Origin of the sequence: Rhizobium sp. SU303, from assembly GCF_021052345.1 — a bacterium.
Classification (GTDB): Bacteria; Pseudomonadota; Alphaproteobacteria; order Rhizobiales; family Rhizobiaceae; genus Rhizobium; species Rhizobium laguerreae.
Genome location: NZ_CP088095.1, coordinates 4,891,738 through 4,914,167, shown reverse-complemented (window position 1 = coordinate 4,914,167; position 22,430 = coordinate 4,891,738). Strand labels below are relative to the sequence as shown.

Genomic DNA, 22,430 nt, shown 5'->3' with positions numbered 1-22,430 from the left:
CGCGCTTGCTTTGTTTTTACGCATGTCGTTATCGCGACATGCTTTATCCCATCCTGAAGATTGCCGGGCGTCAATTCGTCGTCGGCCGATAGCGAAAGAACTGAACGCCCACGTCCGCCGCCTTCAAAAGCGGCTCCAGATAGAGCGGGATATTGCCCTTGCCGAGCTCAGCATAGAGCCCATCCGGCTTCAGTTTGGTGATCTCGCGAGTCTGCAGGTCGCCGGGGCAGAAGGCAAGCACCGTCACGCCGGTCCCCTTCAGGAAGGCTTCCGCCTCCTGGGGCTTGGCCATGCCGATATGCAGCTCCGTCAGCATGCCGCCCTGATTGCGATGATAAGGCGCGGAGAGAACACGGTTCGCCGTGAAGCGGAGGATGGGCACGCCCATTTCCGACGGCGCCGAGACCAGTCCGGCCGGCAGCCCGGCGAGCGGCGCCAGCGCCGCTTGCGATGTGCAGGAAATCTTCTTTGCCGGCTCTGCCGCCTTCTTCGGCGCAGCATTCTGCATCTGCAGCGAGATAAACCCGCCACCGACGGCCCAGGCGGCCGGAGCACTGGCGAGCACGGTGACGATATAGATGAAGGCGGCGGCGACATTCTCGCTGTCGCTGTTGGAGATGCGCCTGATATCGATGATCAGCAGAGCAAGCGGCAGGATCGAGATCAGGTTCGAGAACGTCGAACCGCGCACCTGGACCAGCGCGATAGCCCAGCTCGTCATCAGCAGGAAGAGTAGGACCAGGTGGATTTGCACGCGGTCACGCTGGACGACGCGGAAGATGCAGACGGCGATGCCGAACAGGCCGGCCGCATAGAAGGCACCGATCGAGAAGGGGTCGGTGCGTCCGAGAGCAAAAATCGACTGCGCTTCCGAAACATTTCTGAGCCAGAGCTCGACCAGCATCGGGTCGAGACCGGCCAGCGGATCGCTCAGGCACTGCGGTGCGATCACGATCGCTGAACCGAGAACGCCGGCGCCGACGACGGCGAGTGCGGCAAAGCGCAAGGGCCGGCGCAAGCGGCTGGCAAAAACCGCCGAAAACAACAGCAACCCGCCGCCGATCGCCGCCAGGCTGTAATAGCCGAGCGAGAGATTGTCGCAGGTGACCGTCGAATAAAGCCGGGGCGGCACCGTTGCGAAGAAAAGGATGCTGATCGCAATCGTGAGCGCCAGCCCGAAGGCCTTGGCGGCGGCGGCGAAATTTTCGCCCTCCCATGCCCAGAGCAAGGCAATGGTCAGGCAGACGGCGGCGACGAAGGGGGTCGTCTCGGCGCCGATGGCGATGGCAACGGCTGCCGCGATGCCGGCGACCGCGTAACTCCAGGCGCGACGCTCTGGATCCAGCAGCATCGCGATCATCGTCGCGACCAGCGCCAGCTGCGCATTGTGATGATCGATGGCGCCCGGCGCGAAACGGTTTCCGGTGTAGATCGCAAGACCGGTCAAGCCGAGACTGATATGCATGGCGGCAACCCCGCCGATGCGCCGGCCGGCGACCGCCATGGCGAGCATGGCGGGCAGGATGAGCGATACCGGCCAGGCGGCGAGCGCCAGCGCTTCGGCCGTCTCGCGGGGCGCAAACAGGCCGAAGAACCAGATTAGCGAGGCGATCGGCATATCGATCAGCCGCGACCAATGCATCAGCGTGCCGCCGTCGAGGCCGAGACGATATTGCATCAGATCGAACCAACCCTGCCCAGCCAGAAAATCGCGAACCTCGACGAGACGCATTCCGTCATCATTGTCGGGGCCGACGTAATCGGTGGCGCCGGAAAGCTTGGTGATGAGGATAGCGGCAGCAAGGATGACGCTATAGGCGATGACGGTTGGCCAGAGACGCGTCAGCAAGTCGCGCAGCCAGCCCCTGGGAGCGTCAGTCACGGAGGATGCGTGGGAGATCGGCTGCACAGCGTTCATTGTGGTTAGCGGTTCGTTTCGATACCCGAACTTTAGCCGCCGCCGATCAAGAAAGTGTAAAGCCGTTTGTGGCAGCCGCTGATTTTGCCTGCGTCATAGGGTCTTATTAACGGCGCATGATTTAGGCTGAGCGCGGCTTTAAGTGTAACGAGTAGAGTCATGACCCGATCGCGTACCGATAATCTGACTATTGCCGTCCTGCTCCCCTGCTATAATGAGGCCGCGACGATCGGCGCTGTCGTGCAGGGTTTCCGGGCGACGCTGCCCGATGCTGCAATCCACGTCTACGACAATAATTCCACCGACGGCACCGCACTGCAGGCGATGCTTGCCGGGGCGCATGTCGTGCGCGAGCGGCGTCAGGGCAAGGGCCATGTCGTGCGCCGCATGTTCGCCGATATCGACGCCGACATCTACATCATCGCCGACGGCGACGGCACCTATGCGCCTGAGGATGCCGAGGAACTGGTGCGCACGCTTCTGACCGAGCGCGCCGACATGGTGGTCGGCACAAGGCGCGGTGTGCACGCCGATGCGGGCCGTCAGGGCCATGCGATCGGCAACCGGCTTTTCAACCTGCTCTACCGGATGATCTTCGGCCCCGACTTCACCGATATCTTTTCCGGCTACCGCGCGTTTTCGCGCCGCTTCGTCAAGAGCTTCCCGGCAGTATCAGGCGGCTTCGAGATCGAAACCGAGATGTCCGTGCATGCCTCGCGGCTGAAGCTGCCAGTCAGCGAACTGGAGCTCGACTACGGCCGCCGGCCGGAAGGCTCGCACTCCAAGCTTTCGACGTTCCGCGACGGCGCCAGGATCCTCTGGATGTTCGCGATGCTGATGAAGGAAACCCGGCCCTTCGCCTTTTTCAGCGCGATCAGCGCCACCTTCATGCTGGTGAGCCTCGGCTTCATGGCGCCGGTGCTGGCGGAATATTTCGAGACAGGTCTCGTCAGCCGCATGCCGACCTGGGTGCTGTCGACGGCGCTGATGATGATCTCCTTCATGCTGTTCACCGCCGGCGTCATCCTGGATTCCGTCGCGCGCGCCCGCGCCGAACAGCTCCGTATCCATTATATGGGCCTGGAGAGGCCGAGCGCGTTGAAGGCGCCGCTCAGCGACGCTGGGCCGGTATCGCGCGCGCGTCCCGGCAAGGCGGATGCGGCATGAGAAAGCTCATCCGCTTCACCATCGCCGGCGGCATCGGCTTCCTCGTCGATGCCGGCATCCTGTCGGCACTGCTCCATCTCACGCCGCTCGGGCCGTTTCTGGCGCGGCTTATCGCGATCGCCTTCGCGATGGCCGCGACCTGGGCTTTCAACCGGAGCTTCACCTTCGATCGCTCCGGCCGTTCGCTTGCCGCCGAAGGCTTCCGATACGGCTCGGTCGGGGTGACGGCAGCACTCGTCAATTACGGGCTCTATTCCGCCCTTCTGCTGTCGCTGCCAGCGCTTCAGCCGCTGGCGGCCATGGTGATCGCCAGCATCGCCTCGATGATCTTCAGCTTCTTCGGCTATTCGCGCTTCGTCTTCCGCGCCGAGTGATCAAACTGCCTCCCAGCCGTCCTTCTCGCTGGCCCGGTAGATCGCATCGATCACCTTCTGGTTCAGCTTCGAATTTTCGAGCGTGACGATCTCTTCCTTGCCGTTCGTCACCGCCCGGGCGAAGGCCTCGACCTGCCGCTTGTACTGGCGGCTGTCCTGGAAGCGGAAAATGCGCGATTCAGTGTGGCTGCGGTCGGCAAGCTCGATCTCTTCCGGCCCCCAGCGATTGGCGTTGAACGGCGACTTGACCTCGATGTACCCTTCGGTGCCGTGGAAGACCATGACCTGGCGGTTGGCCATCTGCGTCGAGATATAGAAGCTCAGCTCGAAATCGCCGAAATCGGCCTTGACGCTCGAATAGATATCCGTGCCGAAATCCGGATCGCGCTCGGTGATCGCCTGGATCCAGAGCGGCTCCTTGCCGGTGGAAAAACGCGTGCCCATGACGGGATAGACGCCGATATCGGGAAGGCCGCCGCCGCCGAGCTCGGGGACGTTGCGCATGTTGGCGGGGTCGCGGTTGAAATAGGTGAAGGCGCCCTGCACATGCCTGAGCGACCCGATGGCGCCCTCGTCGATCAACGAGCGCACCTTCTGCCAGACCGGCGAATAGGTGATCATATAGGCTTCGCTGACCACCACCCGGTTGCGGTCGCGGGCGGCGATCACGTCGTCGATATCGTCTGCCTTCAGCGCCAACGGCTTTTCGCAGAGCACGTGTTTGCCGGCATCCGCCGCCTTGATCGACCATTCGATGTGCTGCGAGGTCGGCAGCGGGATGTAGACGGCGTCGATGAGGTCGGAGGCCAGCATCTCCTCGTAAGAGCCGAAGGCATGCGGCACCGAGAAGCGGTCGGCCATCTCTCTTGCGCGCGTCAGATCACGGCTGGCAATCGCCGTGACGACGCAATTTTCCGCATCCTGGATCGCCGGAACGACATTGTCGCGGCCGATCTTCGCCGTTGAAATGATACCGAAACGCAGCATGATCCAAGTCTCCCAAACTGATTTCCGCGAACCATATTCAGGCCTTGGCTGCGGCGCAATGGCGCGGCCTGAAATCACGGAAGTTTGCCTTCCCGGATGCGCGGATCGCACTAACTTGGTCAGGGCGGCGTTCTGCCGTATCCGCGATTTCAATCCCTTCACACTTCTGGAGAGCGTCATGGAAATGCGCCGGCTTGGAAAAACAGGTCTATCGGTCGCGCCGATCGTCATCGGCGGCAATGTCTTCGGCTGGACGGCCGACGAGAAAACATCCTTCGCCATTCTCGATGCCTTCTTCGACGCGGGCCTGAACACGATCGATACGGCCGATGTCTATTCCTCGTGGGTTCCGGGCAACAAGGGCGGCGATTCCGAGGAGATCATCGGGCGGTGGCTAAGCCAAGCCAAGGTCTCCCGCGACAAGGCCGTGATCGTCACCAAGGTCGGCTCCGACATGGGACAGGGAAAGACGCTGAAGGAGACCTATATCCTGAAAGCGGTCGAGGATTCGCTGCGCCGGTTGCAGACCGACTATATCGACGTCTATCTCTCGCACTGGCCGGATGACGATACGCCGCACGAGGAAACGCTCGGCGCCTATGCCAAGCTGAAGCAGCAGGGCAAGATCCGCGCCATCGGCTGCTCGAATTATGATGCTAAACTCCTCCAGGCTTCCTTCGACGCTGCCGAAAAGGCCGGATTGCCGCGTTACGATGTGCTGCAGCCGGAATATAATCTCTATGAGCGCGCGAGCTTCGAGGGGCCGCTTGCCGATCTCTGTGTCAAAGAAGACATCGGCGTCATCACCTATTTCAGCCTCGCCGCGGGTTTCCTCACCGGCAAATACCGCAGCATGGCCGATACGCAAGGCCGCGCACGCGAGGGCCGGGTTTCGAAATATCTGGACGACAAAGGCCTGCGCATCCTGGCCGCGCTCGACAAGGTTTCTGTCGAGACCGGTGCCAAGCCTGCGGAAATTTCTCTCGCCTGGCTGCTGCGCAAGAAGGGCGTGACGGCGCCGATCGCTAGCGCGACCAGTCTTTCGCAGCTTGAAAGCCTGGCGAAATCGGCGACACTGGCGCTTTCCGATGAGGCGATGGCGCTGCTCGACGAAGCCGGCGCCTGAAAGAAAGAGACGCCATGACCGTGACGATACGTGATGCCCGCCCCGAGGACGAAGCCCGCTGGCGCGAACTGTGGGCGGCCTATCTCGCCTTTTATGACGTCACGGTCGATGCCGATATCACGGATTCCACATGGCGCCGGGTCTTCGATCCGGAGTCGGCAATCGCGATGCGTGTCGCCGACGTCGACGGCAGGATCATGGGATTTGCGCTCTATCTCACCCATGAGGGCACGTGGATCCACGGCAGGGACTGCTATCTCGAAGACCTGTTCGTCGATGCCGATGCGCGTGGCAAAGGCGTCGGGCGGGCGCTGATGGACGATCTCGTTTCGACCTGCAGAGCCAAGGGCTGGTCGCGGCTCTACTGGCATACGAGCGAGCAGAACAGAACCGCGCGAGCGCTCTATGACAGCTATGTCGAGAACGACGGCCATATCCGCTATAGGATCACCTTTTGAGCGATGGAAAATTCCCATACCATTCGGAATGATCGCCTTTCCAATTGGCCATACCCGGTTTGGTGAGTATGCCGCGCGGGCTGATATAGCTCTGGATCACCCGCTTCGGCCGTTCGTGCCACTGAATATTGAAGGCCCAGAGCTTGGGGAAAAAGCAGAGCGAGGCATAAGGCAGGTGGTCGTGAATCCACCAGGCGAGCCGCTGCCAGTCGCTTTCATCGTGGTAGTGGTCGATCATCCATGGCACGGCGATGCAGACGGCAGCACCCATGCAGCCGTCAAAATCCCTCATATCCCAGATGTGATGCGCTGATGTGGCGGCATTGGTCGAACAGTTCAGCTTGTTCTCGTTGCCGAACCTGTTGACCGTGGGCGAACGATAACCGGAACGGATGTGCAGGCGCCCGAACGTCGCTTCCAGTGGCTCCAGCAATTCCTCGCAAAGCCTCTTGCCCGCCTCGATCGCTAGATCGGGATCTTCGGGGATATTGGGGATGCGATGGAAATCGGCGATTTCGGAATGCAGGAAATCGCGAAGAAAGAAGTTTTGCGACAGCCGCACGCGGCCGAGATCCTCCAGACCCTTCATCGAATTCGGCTTTCGCATGACCTTACCCCCACATCGACGGCAGGAATCATCGCCCGGCACCGATTTCCAGTCCACCCGAAATCGATCGGGAACAATTAGCGCGATCTTCGCTTCTTAATGTGTCGCCGCATTCGCGGTTTTCCCCAGAACAAGGATTGAGAAAATGGCCAAGGAAAAGACGTTGGAAGATCTCTTCTACGACACGCTGAAGGACATCTACTTTGCTGAACGGCAGATTTTGCGCGCCCTGCCGAAGATGGCGCGCGCCGCCCAATCCCCTGATTTGAAGGCGGGCCTAGAGAAGCACCGCGAGCAGACCGAAGTACATGTCGAGCGCCTGCAGCAGGTTTTCGAGCTGATGGGCAAACGCGCGCAGGGCAAGACCTGCGAGGCCATCCAGGGCATTATCGCCGAGGGCGAGGAAATCATGGAGGAATTCAAAGGCACGGCCGCTCTCGATGCCGGCTTGATCTCCGCGGCTCAAGCCGTCGAACATTACGAAATTGCCCGTTACGGCACGCTGAAGACCTGGGCCGCGACGCTCGGCCTCAAAGATGCCGTCGGTCTGCTGGACCAGACGCTGCAGGAGGAAACGGCCACCGACAAGACCCTCTCTCAGCTCGCCACCACGGCGGCAAACCAGAAGGCAAAGGCTGCCTGATGCATAAGGCGCCCTAACGAGAACGGGCGGCCCGGTTTCCATTCCTTACCGGCCGCCCGTATCCTTCTCGCTGTATCTGAAGAAATCGATGAAGGCGCGTAGCGCCGGCCGCATCTGCCGCCGGGTGGGATAATAGAGAAACGGTCCGGCATAGGGAGCGCACCAATCCTCCAATACCCGCACAAGCTTGCCGCTCGCCAGTTCGTCATCGACCCGCATGTCGAAAAGATAGGCAAGTCCGGCGCCGTTCAGCGCCGCAAGCAGGGCCAGCCGGTCCTCGCTGACGATCAGCGGCCCATCGACCGAAACGACAAGCTCCTGCCCGTCCTTTTCGAATTCCCAGCGATAGATCGAGCCATTGGTGAAGCGCCGCTTGATGCAACGGTGATGGACGAGATCGCGCGGATGCTCCGGCTTCGGATGATGCTCGAAATAATTGGGCGAAGCGGCGATCACCGTCGTCAGATTGGGCGAGACCCTGACGGCGATCATATCGGCCTCGAGGCTCTCTTCCAGCCGGATGCCGGCATCGAAACCCTCCTTGACGATATCGGTGAAACCGTCCTCATTGGCGATCTCCAGGGTGATATCGGGATAGAGGTTGAGAAAGTCGCCGAGCCGCGGAGCGAGCAGCAGATCGGAGGCGAAGCGCGGCGCGGTGATGCGCAGGTTTCCGGCCGGCTTGGCGCGCGTATCGCGGACGGCCTCCAGAGCAATGTCGATCTCCTCGAGTGCGGGACGAAGTCTTTCAAGCAGCAGCCGGCCCTCTTCCGTCGGCGCGACGCTGCGGGTGGTGCGCGCCAGAAGCCGCACCCCCAGACTTTCCTCGAGGCTCGATATCGCATGGCTGATGGCCGAGGGCGCGACGAGGAGTTCCTTCGCCGCCGCCCGGAAGCTGCGATGCTCCGAGACGGCGGCGAGAACGGCGAGTTGCGAAAGCTGTGTTCTGTTCATTGATCGAAATAATAGAACAACCTGTTAGAAACTGCATGTATTTTCTGATTGATAGCGCCGCGATATGGTCTGTCGGTACCGCAGCGGCTCAAAATCAGCTCAGAGGAGCACATCATGAAAATCCGGAAACTCGGAAACGATCTGACCGTCTCTGCCGTCGGTCTCGGCTGCATGGGCATGAGCTTTGCCTATGGCGCCAGCGACGATGCGGAATCGATCAGGACGCTGCATCGCGCCATCGATCTCGGCGTCACCTTCTTCGACACCGCCGAAGTCTATGGTCCCTTTACCAACGAGGTTCTTCTTGGCAAAGCGCTGAAGCCATTCCGCGACCGCGTGGTGATCGCCACCAAATTCGGCTTCAAGATCGATGCCAGCAAGCCGGGTGCTGCCGCCATCGCCGGTGTCGACAGCCGCCCCGAGCATGTGCGCGCGGTCGCCGAGGCCTCGCTGAAACGCCTCGGCATCGAGACCATCGACCTCTTCTACCAGCACCGGGTCGATCCCAACGTGCCGATCGAAGAGACCGTCGGCGTCATGGCGGACCTGATGAAGGAAGGCAAAGTCCGGGCGCTCGGGCTTTCGGAAGCCGGCAGCGCCACCATTCGCCGCGCCCATGCGGTCCATCCGATCGCTGCCCTGCAGAGCGAATATTCGCTCTGGACGCGCGATCCCGAAGAGGAGGTGCTTGCCACCTGCCGCGAACTCGGGATCGGCTTCGTGCCTTACAGCCCGCTCGGCCGCGGCTTCCTGACCGGAGCGATCCGCAAAGTGGAGGATCTCGCTGCCGACGATTTCCGCCGGCAGGTGCCGCGGTTCCAGGCGGAAAATTTCGACGCCAATGCCGCCCTCGTCTCAACGCTCGAGCGGCTTGCCGCCGAGAAGGGCGTGACGGCGGCGCAGCTGGCGCTGGCCTGGGTGTTGAGCCAGGGCAACGACATCGTGCCGATCCCCGGCGCCCGCAAGCTTCACCATCTCGAACAGAATGCGGCCGCCGCCGATATCGTGCTGAGCCCGGCGGAACTCGAGCAACTCAGCGAAGCGATCCCCGCCGGACAGGTCGCCGGCAAGCGCTATTCGGACGCCTCCCTTGCCATGACGAATATCTGAACCTGGAAAAGCCCGGTCGGTCACAACCGGCCGGGCTTGCCTTCGGGGCTGGCGAAACTATCTAACGCCATCTCTGAGAACGGGATGACAATATGTCGGACAGGCAGGCAGTCGAACAGACGGTTCATCTCTATGTCGAAGGCATGGCCTTCGCCAATGAGGCAGCCTTGAAAAAGGCCTTTCATCCGAAAAGCTCGATCATCGGCCATTACGAAAATGCCGTCGAATGGCTGACGCGGGACGAATTCATCGCCGCGATCCTGCAGGAGGAGCCGGCGCCGCCCGGCACGCAACCCTACATGGACATTCAGAGTGTCGATGTCGAGGGTGAGGCGGCAAGCGTCAAGGTCACCGACGATTTTGCCGGCATGCGTTTTACCGATTATCTCTCGCTGCTGAAGATCGACGGCCGCTGGACGATCGTCAGCAAGCTCTTCCATCTGCATCGGTGAAAAAGACCGGCCGCCATTCGCGACCGGTCCATTATTTGGCGACGTTGGATGAAGCTCAGCTTCTAAGGACACCGCCGGTGAATTTCGCAACACTGGCGACGATCCTCTGCGTCAGCGCCTCGAAATCCTCGTCCGTCAGCGTGCGCTCGACCGGCTGGATCTGAACCTCGATCGCCACCGATTTCTTGCCGTCGCCAACCGATGCGCCCTCGAAGATATCGAAGACATTGACGCCGGTCACCAGCTTGCGGTCTGCGCCTGTGGCGGCCTTGACGATGGCGCCGGCTTCCACCGCCTTGTCGACGACGAAGGCGAAGTCGCGCCGCACCAGCTGGAAGGGCGACAATTCGAGCGCCGGCTTGGTGCGCGTCGCCTTGCGCTTGGCCTCCGGCATGGCGTCGACATAGACCTCGAAGCCGCAGAGAGCGCCGGAAACGTCGAGCGTTTCCAGCGTCAGCGGATGAAATTCGCCGAAATAGCCGAGTATGACCTTCGGTCCCATCTTGATCGTGCCGGAGCGGCCGGGATGATACCATTCCGGTCCGCCCTGCTCGATCTGGATATTGCCCATCGGCAGGCCGCAGGCTTCGATGACAGCGAGCGCATCGGCCTTGGCGTCGAAGACGTCGACCGGCTTGCCGCCGCCCTTGGCGGCGTTCGACCAGGCGCGACCGGCGCCGGCAAGCGAGGCCGTGCCGCGGCGAATGCCGCCGGCGACGCGGCGCTGACCGTCCGGCCGATCGTTCTCATAAGTGCCGGAGACCTCGAACAGCGCGACGTCGCCGTAACCCTTGTCGGCATTGCGCTGGGCAGCAGACAGCAGGCCCGGCAGCAGCGACGGGCGCATATCCGACATTTCGGCGGCGATCGGGTTGGCAAGCTTGAGGGCGGGCGAGCCGCCGCCGAAGAGCTTTGCCTGGTCTTCCGGAATGAAGGACCAGGTGACGGCTTCGAGCATGCCGCGCGCGGCGAGCGCGCGCTTGGCGAGGCGGCTGCGGATCTGCAGCGTCGTCAGGATCTTGGCGTTAACGGTCGCATGGCTTTCAAGCGGCGCCGGCTTGATATTGTCGACGCCATGAATGCGCATGACTTCTTCCACGAGATCGGCCTTGCCGTCGACATCGGGACGCCAGGAGGGGACGGCGACGGAGACGCGCTCGCCGGAACCGGAGACGGTGAAGCCGAGGCGCGTCAGAATCGTGTTGCTTTCCTCATTCGAGACGTCGAGGCCCGTCAGGCGCTTGACCTCCGAATAGGGGAAATCGACGATCTTCGGTTCGTAACGCTTGTAGCCGACGACCTCTGCCCTGGCAGCCTTGCCACCGCAAAGCTCCAACACCAGTTCCGTCGTGCGTTCGAGGCCGGGGACCATATAGTCCGGATCGGCGCCGCGTTCGAAGCGGTAGCGGGCATCGGTGATGATGCCGAGCGCACGGCCGGACTTGGCGATGTTCATCGGATCCCAGAGGGCGGATTCGATCAGCACGTCGACGGTGTTTTCGTCGCAGCCGGAATGTTCGCCCCCCATGATGCCGCCGATCGATTCGATGCCGTTTTCATCGGCGATGACGACGTTGTTCGGCGACAGCTTGTATTCGCGCTGGTCGAGCGCCAGCACCGTCTCGCCTTCGGCGGCACGGCGGACGGTCAGGTTGCCGTTGATCTTGGCAGCATCGAAGACGTGGATCGGCCGTCCCTGATCGAAGGTCATGTAGTTGGTGACATCGACAAGCGCGTTGATGGGACGCAGGCCGATGGCGATCAGCCGCTGCTGCATCCAGCGCGGGCTCGGGCCGTTCCTGACGCCGCGCACGAGGCGCAGCGCGAAGCCCGGGCAGAGCTTAGGATCGTCGAGATCAAGCGTCAGCTTCACCGGCGTCTCACCCTCGACGGCGAAGGACGGCGCAGGCCGCGTCTTCAGCGTGCCGAGGCCGGAGGCGGCGAGATCACGGGCGATGCCGTGGATCGAGGTGCAGTCCGGCCGATTGGGCGTCAGGTTGATCTCGATGAGGGGATCGTCGAGATGAGCATAGGCGGCATAACTCTGGCCGACCGGCGCATCGTCCGGCAGGTCGATGATGCCGTCGTGACTGTCGGAGATCTGCAGCTCCTTTTCGGAGCACATCATGCCATGGCTTTCGACGCCGCGGATATTGCCGACGGCGAGCGTCACATCGATGCCGGGAACATAGGTTCCGGGCGCCGCGAAGGCGCCGACGAGACCGGCGCGCGCATTCGGGGCGCCGCAGACGACCTGGACCGGTGCTCCGGAACCGGTGTCGACCATCAACACCTTCAGGCGATCGGCCTGCGGATGTTTTTCGGCCGAGACGACCCTGGCGATAACGAAGGGCTTGAATGCCGCCTTGTCGTCGACATCCTCGACCTCCAGCCCGATCTCGGTGAGGCGCGTGCAGATTTCATCGAGGCCGGCATCGGTTTCCAGATGCTCTTTCAGCCAGGAGAGCGTGAATTTCATCGTCCCAATACTCCGTTCAAGCGCTGAGGCCGCCGAACAGCGTCGGCATGTCGAGCGGGCGGAAGCCGTAATGCGTCATCCAGCGGACGTCGGCGTTGAAGAAGTCCCGCAGATCGGGCATGCCGTATTTCAGCATAGCGATGCGGTCGAGGCCCATGCCCCAGGCAAAACCCTGATATTCGTCCGGATCGAGCCCGCCGTAACGCAGCACGTTGGGGTGGACCATGCCGCAGCCGAGGATCTCCATCCAGTCGGTGCCCTCGCCGAACTTGACGATCGGGCCGGAGCGGTCGCATTGGATATCGACCTCGAAGGAGGGCTCGGTGAAGGGGAAGAAGGACGGGCGGAAGCGCATCGTCACGCTATCGACCTCGAAGAAGGTCTTGCAGAATTCTTCCAGCACCCAGCGGAGGTTGGCGACATTGGCCTTCTTGTCGACGACCAGGCCCTCGACCTGATGGAACATCGGCGAATGGGTAGCGTCCGAGTCCTGGCGGTAGGTCTTGCCGGGAATGATGATACGGATCGGCGGCTTCTGCGTCTCCATGGTGCGCACCTGCACCGGCGAGGTGTGCGTGCGCAGCACCTTGCGTTCACCGTTTTCGTCAGGATTGAAAAAGAAGGTGTCGTGCATCTCACGGGCCGGGTGGCCTTCGGGGAAATTCAGCGCGGTGAAATTGTAATAATCGGTCTCGATATCGGGGCCTTCGGCGATCGAGAAACCCATGTCGGCGAAGATCGCGGTGATCTCATCGACGATCTGGCTGATCGGATGGATGCGGCCGCGCTCTGCCGGCGAGGAGCGCACCGGCAGGCTGACATCGACGGTTTCGGCCTTCAGCCGCGCATCGATCGCCGCTTGCCGGAGCGTCGTCTTGCGGGCAGTGAGCGCCTCGGTCACCGCGTTCTTCAGGACGTTGATTGCCGCACCCTTGCTTTGGCGCTCTTCCGGCGTCATGGCGCCGAGCGTCTTCAACAGTTCGGAAACGGAGCCCTTCTTGCCGAGGGCGGAAACGCGCACGGCTTCGAGCGCCGTCTCGTCATCGGCGGCGGCGATTTCGGCGAGCAGCGATGCGTTGAGCTGGTCGATATCTGACATTGTCACTTCTTTCCGTCCAGTATCAGGCGGGCGATCGGGAGGCAGGCGGCGCCGGCCGGCGCCAGGAATATAAAGAAAGAAAAACCCGCGCTAGCCCAAACCAGCGCGGGTTTCCCAAAATCATAAATTCAAAAGCTTGGGAAGCGCTGGTAGCGCATGTCCCGTGCGGGCGCGCCCGCTCGAAAGGTACATGCGCCACTTAAAGCAGTTGAGCCAGCTTTTGCGCGTTCTTACGAACGCGCGCGGCTCAACGGACCGCGCCTTCAAACTCGTTCGCCGTGCCGGCTTCCTTGAGGTATTCAAGAGCCTTCTTGGCAGCGCTGACCAGCGCGCCGAATGCTTCCGGCTCGTGGATCGCCATGTCGGAGAGAACCTTGCGGTCAACTTCGATGCCAGCCTTGTTCAGGCCGTCGATGAAGCGGCCGTAGGTCAGGCCGGATTCACGCACAGCGGCGTTGATGCGCTGGATCCAAAGCGCACGGAAGTTGCGCTTGTTGACCTTGCGGTCGCGGTAGGCGTACTGCTTCGAACGATCGACAGCAGCCTTGGCGGTGCGGATGGTGTTCTTGCGGCGGCCGTAAAAGCCCTTTGCGGCCTTCAGAACCTTCTTGTGCTTGGCATGAGAGGTGACGCCTCTTTTTACACGTGCCATATCATGATCTCCTTAAATCTAGCGTTCGCGGACGAGTCTCAGAGACCGTTCGGCAGGTAATTCTTGATAACCTTGCGGCCATCCGGTTCTGCGAGAACCATGGTGCCACGTGCATCGCGAATGAACTTGTTGGAACGCTTGATCATGCCATGGCGCTTGCCGGCAGCGGCAGCCTTGACCTTGCCGGTTGCGGTGATCTTGAACCGCTTCTTGGCAGAGGACTTCGTCTTCATCTTGGGCATTTTGCTACTCCTTCTGTCCTCCCTGCGCGCTTCATCAAAAAAGCCCTTCTTGCGAAGTCCGGTTCTCCGGCCGTCGCAACAAGGTGCGGGAGCGTTTGTTGTTGATCTGCGGCATCGGCGACGAACCGTTCCGCAAGCATTCGAAACTGCCACGGCATGCCCTGCCGGTCAGTTCGGACGCGCGCTTATAACCGCAGCGTCATGAAAGTGCAACGGGGCGGCGGAGGAATCTTCGCTGCTCCCAAAATACAGTGGCAGAAAGCACAAAAGCCGCCCTTGCGGACGGCCCTGGGCGAAAAACTGCCTGGCGCTTATTTCGGCGCCAGCACCATCATCATCTGGCGGCCTTCGAGCTTGGGTTCGGCTTCGACCTTGGCGAACTCGATCGTATCGGCCTTGACCTGCTGCAGAAGTTTCATGCCGAGTTCCTGGTGGGCCATTTCACGGCCGCGGAACTTCAGCGTCACCTTGACCTTGTCGCCTTCGTCGAAGAAGCGACCCATCGCCTTCATCTTCACCTCATAATCATGGGTGTCGATGTTCGGGCGCATCTTGATTTCTTTGACTTCGACGATCTTCTGCTTCTTGCGCGCCTCGGCAGCCTTCTTCTGGTTGGCATATTTCAGCTTGCCCAGATCGAGGATCTTGCACACCGGCGGTTCGACATTGGGGGAAATTTCGACGAGGTCGAGGCCGGCTTCTTCCGCCATTTTCAAAGCCTGGTCGGTGGGCACGATGCCGACATTCTGTCCGTCAGCTCCGATCAGCTGAACTTTGGGAATGCGGATTTCACGGTTCGAGCGCGGTCCGTCCTTCACGGGCGCATCGGTTTTAAAAGGTCTGCGAATGGTCGTATTCTCCTCGCGTTGTTTTCGGAACGTTGCAGCCTCGCGCTCCCGATCAGGGGCACAAACGTGTCGCGTCATCGCTGCAACGGAGTCAATATCATCCTTTAGCGGAAAAATCACCCGCTGTCAGCCTGCCAAGAATCTGTTTTATAGGCCAAAACAACAGGAGTTTCGCCGATGTCCGATCAGATGCCCGATTCCGCGCCGCAGTTCCTGACGGTCGGCGAGGGCGAGGCGGCGCGTGAGATCGCCATGCTCGTCCGCCCGGCGCAAGCCGGCAATGGCGCGCCGGCGCTTGTTTGGCTGTCCGGCTACCGCTCCGACATGAGCGGCACCAAGGCGGTGGAACTCGATGGGCTGGCGGCGGAACTTGGGCTCGCCTGCATCCGCCTCGACTATTCCGGCCACGGACTTTCCGGCGGCAGCTTCCGCGACGGCACGATCTCGCGCTGGCTGGAGGAGGCGCTGGCCGTCATCCGTCATGTCGCGCCCGATCGGGTGATCCTTGTCGGCTCGTCGATGGGTGGATGGATCGCGCTCAGGCTGGCGCAGGAGCTTGCGCGGCAGGACGGCGTGACGCTCGAAGGCCCAAAGCTCGAAGGGATGGTGCTGATCGCACCCGCCCCCGATTTCACCTCGGAGCTGATCGAGCCGAACCTCAAGGCGAAAGAGCGCAAATCGCTGGCCGAGCGTGGCTATTTCGAAGAGCGTTCGCAATACAGCCCGGAACCGAACATTTATACGCAGGCGCTGATCGAGGACGGCCGAAAGAACCGGGTGCTCGACGGCATCATCGAAACCGGCTGCCCGGTGCATATCCTCCAGGGCATGAAGGACGCCGACGTGCCCCACGCGCATGCGATGAAACTGGTCGAACATCTTCCCGCCGACGACGTGGTGCTGACCTTCGTCCGCGACGGCGACCACCGCCTTTCCCGCCCCGGCGATATCGCGCTTCTCCTGAGTGCCGTCAAAGGCATCATCCGTTCATCAACAAATAGGCAGATGCCCGTTTGAGCGGCAGAGGCGGATAAATTCGCCTGATGCAAGTCCCCCAACCCGTTGCATTTTAACCATATCGGCGGGTCGTAAGGTCCTCCCAAGAAGTAACGATTGACTCTTTTGGGCCCTCTCCATTAACACTTTGTTAATAAATAAGGGCGATGCAAGGAAAGAGCGGGCGTGCGGATCAAGGGTATCTTTGTGGCCATGATGGCCATGTTTGCGATGGCGACGGCCGCCATACCAGCCCCCAGCAGAAATGCTTCCATGGTGACAGGCAATGCCACCTCACAGCCGATCGGGCACTATGATTTCTGTCAGATTCACCGCATTGAATGCGGCGCAAACCGCAACGCCGGCCCCGTTGCCATGACCCCGGGGAAGTGGTCGCTCGTGCGTTCGATCAACGCCACGGTCAACCGCACGATCACGCCGATGACCGACAAGGAAATCTACGGCAAGGATGAGGTCTGGGCCTATCCGACCACCGCCGGCGACTGCGAAGATTTTGCGCTGCTGAAGCGCCGCATGCTGATCCAGCGCGGCTTTCCGGCTGCCGACCTGCTGATGACCGTCGTGCGCAAGCCGGACGGCGAAGGCCATGCGGTGCTGACGCTGCGCACCGCCGAGGGCGATTTCGTGCTCGACAACCTCGCCGCCGACGTCAAGCCGTGGTTCGGGACCCCCTATTCCTTCGTCAAGCGCCAGTCGAGCTACAATGCCGGCCGCTGGGTCACCATCGAGAACGGCCGCGACGTCCTGGTCGGCGCGCTGCGCTAGGGGTTGCAATAGAGAATTTGGAAAAGGCCGGCGATTTTGCCGGCCTTTTTATTTTGTCGGGTGGTTCTTTATACAGGGAGGGCTGCCTTTCGCTTACGCTCAAGGCGTTCGTCGCTTATGCTCCTCACCCCCCTCATCGGCCCTAACGGGCATCTTCTCCCCGCTGGGGAGAAGGGGGAGCAATCAGCACGGGTGTCATTCTCGAACCAATGCCGCAAGGGGAGCGAGGCGCCGCCACGACTCCGCTTCTCCCAGCGGGGAGAAGATGCCGGTAGGCAGATGAGGGGGTGAGCGGCGAAGCCGCGAGTGCACTGAGCGCAAGCGAAGACAAGGAGCGCTTTGATGCCGAGGATGACGCACCGTCTCCCGGCCCTTCGCTTTGGCTCAGGGCGTTCGTTGCTGCAATCGATTCACTGGATCGATTGCTCGGGCTATGCCCGACCGGCTTGATGCCCAGTATGACGCACCGTCTCCCGGCCCTTCGCTTTAAGCTCAGGGCGTTCGTTGCTGCAATCGATTCACTGGATCGATTGCTCGGGCTGCGCCCGACCGCAACTCACCCATTCCCGATCAGGATACCGGCGCCGAGCACCAGGCCGCCGCCCAGCACCACCTGGAAGGCGGCGCGCAGGAAGGGGGTTTCCATGTAGCGGTTCTGGATGAAGGCGATTGCCCACAGTTCGAAGAACACGACGATGGCGGCGGTGATCGTCGCCGTCCAGAAATGCGGGATCAGGTAAGGCAGTGCGTGGCCGAGGCCGCCGAGCGCCGTCATGATGCCGCAGGCAAGGCCGCGCTTGACCGGCGAGCCTCTGCCGGAGATCTTGCCGTCGTCATGGGCGGCTTCGGTGAAGCCCATCGAGATGCCGGCGCCGACGGAGGCCGAAAGACCGACAAGAAAGGTCTGCCAGGTATCCTGCGTGGCGAAGGCGGCGGCGAAGATCGGCGCCAGCGTCGAGACCGAGCCGTCCATCAGCCCGGCAAGACCCGGTTGCACATAGGTCAGCACGAATTGCCGATGCACCGTCGCGTCCTCGTCGTGCTTGACGTCTGCGGGCGTATGTTTGTCGCCCAGCATGCGGGCGATATCCTCATGCCCCTGTTCGGCGAGGGCGAGATCGCCGAGAAGCTCACGCGTCGAGGCGTCCGAGGTTCGTTTTGCCGCCTCAACATAGAAACGATAGGCCTGCTCCTCCATCGCCTCGGTTTCTTGCCGCATCGCATCCAATGAAAGGTTTGCCCTGAGCCAGTCGGGCTTGCGCTCGTAGAAGCCCTGCACATGCTCGCGCCGGATCAGCGGGATGCGCTCGCCGAAACGCTGGCGATGGATCTCGATCAGCGATTTGCGATGCGTATCCTCGACCTCGGCCATGTCTTCGAAGACCTTGGCCGACGCCGGAAATTCGCGGCGCAGCCCGTCGGCATAGGCGAGATAGATGCGGGCATCGTCTTCCTCGGAAGCAATCGCCAGGGCGAGAATCTCCTGCTCGGACAGCGACTCGAAAGATCGTTTCGAGGATCTGAAAAATCGCGCCAGCATGCTTTTCTCCAAGATTTAGAATTATTCTAAATCTAAAGAACGTGGTGATAGCGGTCAAGTGCGCGTGCAAGCCAACTGACAGATTGCCGCAAGCGGCACGGAGGACTTTGGCACGCTGCGATAAACACCTATATGGGAGGGCGCCGCATCACGCGGCGCCGGGGTTTTGGAATGGACAATGAGATTCAGGGCCGCCCTGCCCATGTCGCGGCGATCCGCGAAAGGGCGGAGGCCGAGATGCGGGAGATGGGCGTCGACGCAGCCTTCATCGACAGGCTGGTCGAGACCTTTTACGGGCGCGTGCTAACGCATCCCGATCTCGGCCCGGTGTTCGACGCCAAGCTGTCCGGCCGCTGGCCGGAGCATATGGCGAAGATGAAGAGCTTCTGGTCGGCCGTCGCCTTCCGCAGCGGCGCCTATGGCGGCAAGCCGGTGCAGGCGCACACGGGTGTCCAGAACCTGACGCCCGATCTCTTTCCGAAATGGTTGTCGCTGTTTGCCGCGACGCTCGACGATATCGCCCCAACGCCGGAAGCCAAGGCGTGGTTCATGGCAACGGCGGAGCGGATCGCCAAAAGCCTGACACTGTCGCTCTTCTATAATCCGGCACTCGACGATCCCGCGCGGAAACTCGCCTAAGAAATCTTAGGCCTTTTCCGCCGAGGCGGTGGCGCCGGCGCTGGCCGCCACCACAAGTGCCGTTCCCAGCATCTGCAACGCGGTCATCGGCTGGGCGAGGATCAGAAAACCGGCGAGAGCGCCGAGCGCCGGTTCGAGGCTCATCAGGATGCCGAAGGATGCCGACGGCATGCGCCGCAGCGCCACCATCTCCAGCGCGTAGGGCAAGAGCGGCACGAGGATGGCAAGGCCGAGAACCTCGACCAGTCCCTTCACCGTGAAGGCGCCCCCTGTCTCGGCAAGACCGAAGGGAGTTGCGACGAGGCCAGCGACGATCAGCGACATCGACAGGCCTTCCAGCCCCTTGAAGGCAGCGCCGACCTTCTTCGTCAGCAGGATATACACCGCCCATCCCACAGCCGAGCCGAGAGCGAAGAGGACGCCAGGGAGATTGCCGACCCATCCTTCGCCGTCATGGGCGAGGAAGAGAATGCCGGCCGCAGCAATCAATGGCCAGGTGAGCCGCCAGCTCAGGCCATAACCGAAGACGGCGACCGAGAGCGGCCCGAGGAAATCGATGGCGATCGCCAAGCCGAGCGGCAGCCGCTGGATCGCCGCGAAGAAACACAGCGTCATGGCAGCCGTCGTCGTGCCGAGCAGCAATGTCGCCCGCCATTGGGCACCACTAGAACGCAGCACCGAAGGCCTGACGATAGCGGCAAGGATGATCGCCGCGAAAGCAAGCCGCAGCCAGGTAGCGCCGGCAACGCCATAGGTCGCAATGGCTGACGAAGACAGTGCCGCGCCGAACTGGATCGACGACATCGACATCAGGCACATCGCGACACCGGCCGCCAAGCCGCCCGAAGTCGGCGATACGCCCGGCTGCGCAATCAAGGCTGCGCCATCCGTCCTCGTCTCGATATTCTTGATGTCCATGTGGCCCCCCGATCCTGGCGCCGTTCTAAGCCGAAGACGGGGGAGAACCAAATTCAAACTTTTCATGCCGGGATCAAGAGCGCTGATGCTGAGGCGCCAAGGAACGGCCGGCAAGGATGACCTCTTCGGCGTCTTCGAAGCTCATGTCGAAGACCTTCCTGCCGATGTCGAAGCTGAAGCCGTTGCGGGCAAAAGCCGAAAGTTCTTTGGCCTTTCGCTTTTCGTCAAGCTCGACCCGGCGGAAAGGACCGAAGGCGCGCTTGCGGGCAAAAATCGCTGCGGCATAGAGATCGTCGGCCTCTTCAAGTGCTGCCTCGACCTTGTCGCTGGAGACGCCCTTGGCAGCAAGCTTCTGGGCGATCGCGCGCTTCGATTTACCGCCGCGCACGGCAGAGCGCGTGCTGATCTCCGCATAGGCGCTGTCGTCGAGCACCTTGTTGTCATAGGCAAATTTGACCGCGAAATCGGCGATGGCCTTGAGTTGCGCCGCACTGATTCCCTCGAATTTCTCCTTCGCCTTGCGGGTGATGGCGTCAAAGAGCTGCTTTTCCGTCATCATCCGCCGCTCCAGGCGATAGATAGCGGAATTGCGCGCCCAGCTCAGCATGCGTGATGTCGGGATATCGGATGGAACGGTCTCGTCGGTCATCGGCGGTGATCAGGCTTCCAGACCCTTGAGGACGTTGGCGACGTTGAGGCCGATCTCCGGCACGCCATAGCCGCCCTCCATACAGGCGAGCACCGGCAGGCCGGCCGCTGATATCATCGCGCCCATGCGGGTGAAATCGTCGGAGGTGAGGCTGAAGAAGGAGATCGGATCGCGTTCGAAAGTGTCGACGCCGAGCGCCACGACGATCGCCTCGGCGCCGAAGGTCTTGATGCGGGCCAGCGCATCGGCAAGGGCCGAAGACCAGACATCAAAGGGCGTGCCTGGCGGCATCGGATAGTTGCGGTTGGCGCCCGTGCCCTCCCCCTCGCCTTCCTCGTCGGCATGGCCGAGGAAATAGGGAAAGGCATGCATGGGATCGCCATGCAGCGAGGCGGTGAAGACATCGCCTCTGTGATAGAAGAGATCCTGCGTGCCGTTGCCGTGGTGGAAATCGACATCCAGCACCGCGACTTTCCTGGCACCATGGTCGAGCAGCCGCTGCGCGGCGACACCTGAATTGTTGATGAAGCAATAGCCGCCGAAGAGATCGATGCCGGCATGGTGGCCGGGCGGGCGGCAGAGCGCGAAGGCGAAAGGATTGCCGGCATTCAGCCAGTCGGCGCCTGTGATCGCGCAGCGCATGGAAGCGATCGCCGCCTCGTAGGAACCCTTGGTGATCGAAGTATCGGCGGCATTGGCATAGTGGCCGATCGCACCGACGATATTGTCGGGCACACGCTGGCTGGTGCGACGGACAGCGAAGGAATTGGCGATCGCCTCGCCGGTGAAACCGGCCGCTACCCAGCGGTCCCAGACGGTGGCGAGAAAATCCAGATAGGCGGGATCATGCACTTTTCGAGCCGTTTCCAACCCGTGCGCATCGGGCGCCACCACGTCGGCGAAGCCCGCCTCCTTGACCGCCGCGAGGATCCATTCGGCGCGGAACGGCGCCTCGAAGGGCGTCACCAGCTGACCGGCGTGCAGCTCAGTCCTGGCATCGCGCAGCTTGTGATCCTCGGAATAGATGACGCGCATTTCAGATCCTGTCCTTGATTGACAATGGAGATTTACACGGCTCGGCCCTGACAAAAAAGCGGCGCGGGGCCTTGATCGTCTGGAATAATGACGCCACCTTCGCCGGTGTTTTGAGAACGAGGAAATTTTCCGCATGAAAGTGCTGATGGTCGATGTCGACGGCGTGCTCATTCATGGTCGTCCGACCGATGGCCTGCCTCTCTTCACCTATCTGGAACGTGATCTCGGGCTGCGTGTCGACCTGCTGCAGCAGGAATTCTTCCAGACGCACTGGAGCGATATCATCATCGGCCGCGAGGCACTGGAGCCGAAACTCGCCGGCGTTCTCGCAAAGATCGCGCCCCATCTCAGCGCCGAAGCACTGATCGATTACTGGTTCGAGAACGATTCCCGCCTCGACCGCAATCTGCTGGAAGAACTCGCTACGCTCAGGCAAAGCGGCATCACTCTTTTGCTGGCGACCAACCAGGAGCATAGGCGGGCGCGCTACCTGATGGAGCAGATCGGCCTTAACGCGCATTTCGACGACATCATCTATTCCGCCGCACTCGGGCACAGCAAACCTTCGCCCGACTTCTTCCGGCTGGCGACCGAGCGGGCCGGCGTGCTGCCCGGCGAAATCGCCTTCATTGACGATATGGCGGTGAATATCGAAGCGGCGCGGCAGTTCGGCTGGAATGCCGCGCAATGGACGGCGGGCGCGACGCTTGGCGGCGCGCTTCCTGTCTTCGCCAGGCCGGCATGAGCGGCG

At 61.7% G+C, this 22,430-nt stretch carries 24 protein-coding genes; 11 read left to right on the top strand and 13 right to left on the bottom strand.

The features are described from left to right. Nucleotides 1–70: 70 nt before the first annotated feature. Entirely contained in the window at nucleotides 71–1,918 is a 1,848-nt protein-coding gene (locus RlegSU303_RS24070) for a hypothetical protein (protein ID WP_131719479.1), read from the bottom strand. A gap of 159 nt (nucleotides 1,919–2,077) precedes the next feature. Here RlegSU303_RS24070 and RlegSU303_RS24065 point away from each other — a divergent pair, with 159 nt between their 5' ends. Continuing rightward, nucleotides 2,078–3,085: a glycosyltransferase gene (locus RlegSU303_RS24065; RefSeq protein WP_131719478.1), complete on the top strand. Its 1,008-nt coding sequence runs from the start codon at nucleotides 2,078–2,080 to the stop codon at nucleotides 3,083–3,085. After that, nucleotides 3,082–3,459: a GtrA family protein gene (locus RlegSU303_RS24060; RefSeq protein WP_017962870.1), complete on the top strand. Its 378-nt coding sequence runs from the start codon at nucleotides 3,082–3,084 to the stop codon at nucleotides 3,457–3,459. Before RlegSU303_RS24065 ends, RlegSU303_RS24060 begins: the two co-directional genes overlap by 4 nt. Here the strand turns inward: RlegSU303_RS24060 and RlegSU303_RS24055 are convergent, their stop codons facing one another. Beyond that, a complete protein-coding gene (locus RlegSU303_RS24055) occupies nucleotides 3,460–4,446 on the bottom strand; it encodes a Gfo/Idh/MocA family protein (RefSeq protein WP_017962869.1) in 987 nt (328 codons plus the stop codon). Nucleotides 4,447–4,624: 178 nt separating this feature from the next. On the opposite strand from RlegSU303_RS24055, the gene RlegSU303_RS24050 reads away from it, so the two are divergent. Further along, on the top strand, nucleotides 4,625–5,572 hold the full coding sequence (locus tag RlegSU303_RS24050) for an aldo/keto reductase (RefSeq protein WP_131719477.1): 948 nt from the start codon (nucleotides 4,625–4,627) through the stop codon (nucleotides 5,570–5,572). A 14-nt stretch (nucleotides 5,573–5,586) separates the two neighbouring features. Further along, on the top strand, nucleotides 5,587–6,030 hold the full coding sequence (locus tag RlegSU303_RS24045) for a GNAT family N-acetyltransferase (RefSeq protein WP_017962867.1): 444 nt from the start codon (nucleotides 5,587–5,589) through the stop codon (nucleotides 6,028–6,030). Here the strand turns inward: RlegSU303_RS24045 and RlegSU303_RS24040 are convergent. After that, a complete protein-coding gene (locus RlegSU303_RS24040) occupies nucleotides 6,020–6,637 on the bottom strand; it encodes a hypothetical protein (RefSeq protein WP_017962866.1) in 618 nt (205 codons plus the stop codon). The genes RlegSU303_RS24045 and RlegSU303_RS24040 overlap by 11 nt on opposite strands. Before the next feature lie 145 nt (nucleotides 6,638–6,782). Here RlegSU303_RS24040 and RlegSU303_RS24035 point away from each other — a divergent pair, with 145 nt between their 5' ends. Continuing rightward, nucleotides 6,783–7,280 carry a YciE/YciF ferroxidase family protein gene (locus RlegSU303_RS24035; protein WP_017962865.1) on the top strand — a complete coding sequence of 166 codons (498 nt, stop codon included), beginning with the start codon at nucleotides 6,783–6,785 and terminating at the stop codon, nucleotides 7,278–7,280. 45 nt (nucleotides 7,281–7,325) lie between these two features. On the opposite strand, the gene RlegSU303_RS24030 is transcribed toward RlegSU303_RS24035, so the two are convergent. Next, nucleotides 7,326–8,234, bottom strand: coding sequence for a LysR family transcriptional regulator (locus RlegSU303_RS24030; RefSeq protein WP_017962864.1), 909 nt, complete (start codon nucleotides 8,232–8,234; stop codon nucleotides 7,326–7,328). A 114-nt stretch (nucleotides 8,235–8,348) separates the two neighbouring features. On the opposite strand from RlegSU303_RS24030, the gene RlegSU303_RS24025 reads away from it, so the two are divergent. Together RlegSU303_RS24025 and RlegSU303_RS24020 are read left to right on the top strand one after the other, a co-directional pair. Continuing rightward, a complete protein-coding gene (locus RlegSU303_RS24025; RefSeq protein WP_017962863.1) occupies nucleotides 8,349–9,344 on the top strand; it encodes an aldo/keto reductase in 996 nt (331 codons plus the stop codon). Between the two features lie 92 nt (nucleotides 9,345–9,436). Beyond that, a complete protein-coding gene (locus RlegSU303_RS24020) occupies nucleotides 9,437–9,796 on the top strand; it encodes a nuclear transport factor 2 family protein (RefSeq protein WP_017962862.1) in 360 nt (119 codons plus the stop codon). Nucleotides 9,797–9,851: 55 nt separating this feature from the next. Here RlegSU303_RS24020 and pheT read toward each other — a convergent pair whose 3' ends face one another. The 5 genes from pheT to infC form a co-directional block, all read right to left on the bottom strand. Then, the gene (gene pheT, locus RlegSU303_RS24015) at nucleotides 9,852–12,275 is read right to left on the bottom strand and encodes a phenylalanine--tRNA ligase subunit beta (RefSeq protein ID WP_131621132.1); all 2,424 of its coding nucleotides are present in this window, start codon (nucleotides 12,273–12,275) and stop codon (nucleotides 9,852–9,854) included. Between the two features lie 16 nt (nucleotides 12,276–12,291). Next, complete coding sequence (pheS, locus tag RlegSU303_RS24010; RefSeq protein WP_094086916.1) at nucleotides 12,292–13,374, bottom strand: phenylalanine--tRNA ligase subunit alpha; 1,083 nt, start codon at nucleotides 13,372–13,374, stop codon at nucleotides 12,292–12,294. 247 nt (nucleotides 13,375–13,621) lie between these two features. Beyond that, on the bottom strand, nucleotides 13,622–14,026 hold the full coding sequence (gene rplT, locus RlegSU303_RS24005) for a 50S ribosomal protein L20 (RefSeq protein ID WP_017962859.1): 405 nt from the start codon (nucleotides 14,024–14,026) through the stop codon (nucleotides 13,622–13,624). 38 nt (nucleotides 14,027–14,064) lie between these two features. After that, entirely contained in the window at nucleotides 14,065–14,268 is a 204-nt protein-coding gene (gene rpmI, locus RlegSU303_RS24000; protein ID WP_003544621.1) for a 50S ribosomal protein L35, read from the bottom strand. A gap of 311 nt (nucleotides 14,269–14,579) precedes the next feature. Next, nucleotides 14,580–15,116, bottom strand: a complete 537-nt coding sequence (gene infC, locus RlegSU303_RS23995) for a translation initiation factor IF-3 (protein WP_072640862.1) — start codon at nucleotides 15,114–15,116, stop codon at nucleotides 14,580–14,582. Nucleotides 15,117–15,293: 177 nt separating this feature from the next. Here infC and RlegSU303_RS23990 point away from each other — a divergent pair, with 177 nt between their 5' ends. After that, nucleotides 15,294–16,133, top strand: a complete 840-nt coding sequence (locus RlegSU303_RS23990) for an alpha/beta hydrolase (RefSeq protein ID WP_131621128.1) — start codon at nucleotides 15,294–15,296, stop codon at nucleotides 16,131–16,133. Between the two features lie 165 nt (nucleotides 16,134–16,298). Then, nucleotides 16,299–16,898, top strand: a complete 600-nt coding sequence (locus tag RlegSU303_RS23985; protein WP_017962856.1) for a transglutaminase-like cysteine peptidase — start codon at nucleotides 16,299–16,301, stop codon at nucleotides 16,896–16,898. A gap of 556 nt (nucleotides 16,899–17,454) precedes the next feature. Here RlegSU303_RS23985 and mbfA read toward each other — a convergent pair. Further along, nucleotides 17,455–18,438 (bottom strand): iron exporter MbfA, encoded by a 984-nt coding sequence (gene mbfA, locus RlegSU303_RS23980; protein WP_017962855.1) that lies wholly within the window; start codon nucleotides 18,436–18,438, stop codon nucleotides 17,455–17,457. A 171-nt stretch (nucleotides 18,439–18,609) separates the two neighbouring features. Between mbfA and RlegSU303_RS23975 the strand changes: the two genes are divergently transcribed. Continuing rightward, a complete protein-coding gene (locus RlegSU303_RS23975; RefSeq protein WP_094086917.1) occupies nucleotides 18,610–19,077 on the top strand; it encodes a group III truncated hemoglobin in 468 nt (155 codons plus the stop codon). A gap of 6 nt (nucleotides 19,078–19,083) precedes the next feature. Here the strand turns inward: RlegSU303_RS23975 and RlegSU303_RS23970 are convergent, their stop codons facing one another. The 3 genes from RlegSU303_RS23970 to RlegSU303_RS23960 all read right to left on the bottom strand — a co-directional run bounded on the left by RlegSU303_RS23970 (nucleotide 19,084) and on the right by RlegSU303_RS23960 (nucleotide 21,679). Further along, entirely contained in the window at nucleotides 19,084–19,995 is a 912-nt protein-coding gene (locus tag RlegSU303_RS23970; RefSeq protein WP_131719722.1) for an EamA family transporter, read from the bottom strand. 73 nt (nucleotides 19,996–20,068) lie between these two features. Next, on the bottom strand, nucleotides 20,069–20,644 hold the full coding sequence (recX, locus tag RlegSU303_RS23965; protein ID WP_131643931.1) for a recombination regulator RecX: 576 nt from the start codon (nucleotides 20,642–20,644) through the stop codon (nucleotides 20,069–20,071). Between the two features lie 9 nt (nucleotides 20,645–20,653). Next, nucleotides 20,654–21,679 carry a histone deacetylase family protein gene (locus tag RlegSU303_RS23960; RefSeq protein ID WP_017962851.1) on the bottom strand — a complete coding sequence of 342 codons (1,026 nt, stop codon included), beginning with the start codon at nucleotides 21,677–21,679 and terminating at the stop codon, nucleotides 20,654–20,656. A 133-nt stretch (nucleotides 21,680–21,812) separates the two neighbouring features. Here RlegSU303_RS23960 and RlegSU303_RS23955 point away from each other — a divergent pair, with 133 nt between their 5' ends. Next, nucleotides 21,813–22,424: an HAD family hydrolase gene (locus RlegSU303_RS23955; protein WP_017962850.1), complete on the top strand. Its 612-nt coding sequence runs from the start codon at nucleotides 21,813–21,815 to the stop codon at nucleotides 22,422–22,424. Nucleotides 22,425–22,430: the final 6 nt, after the last annotated feature.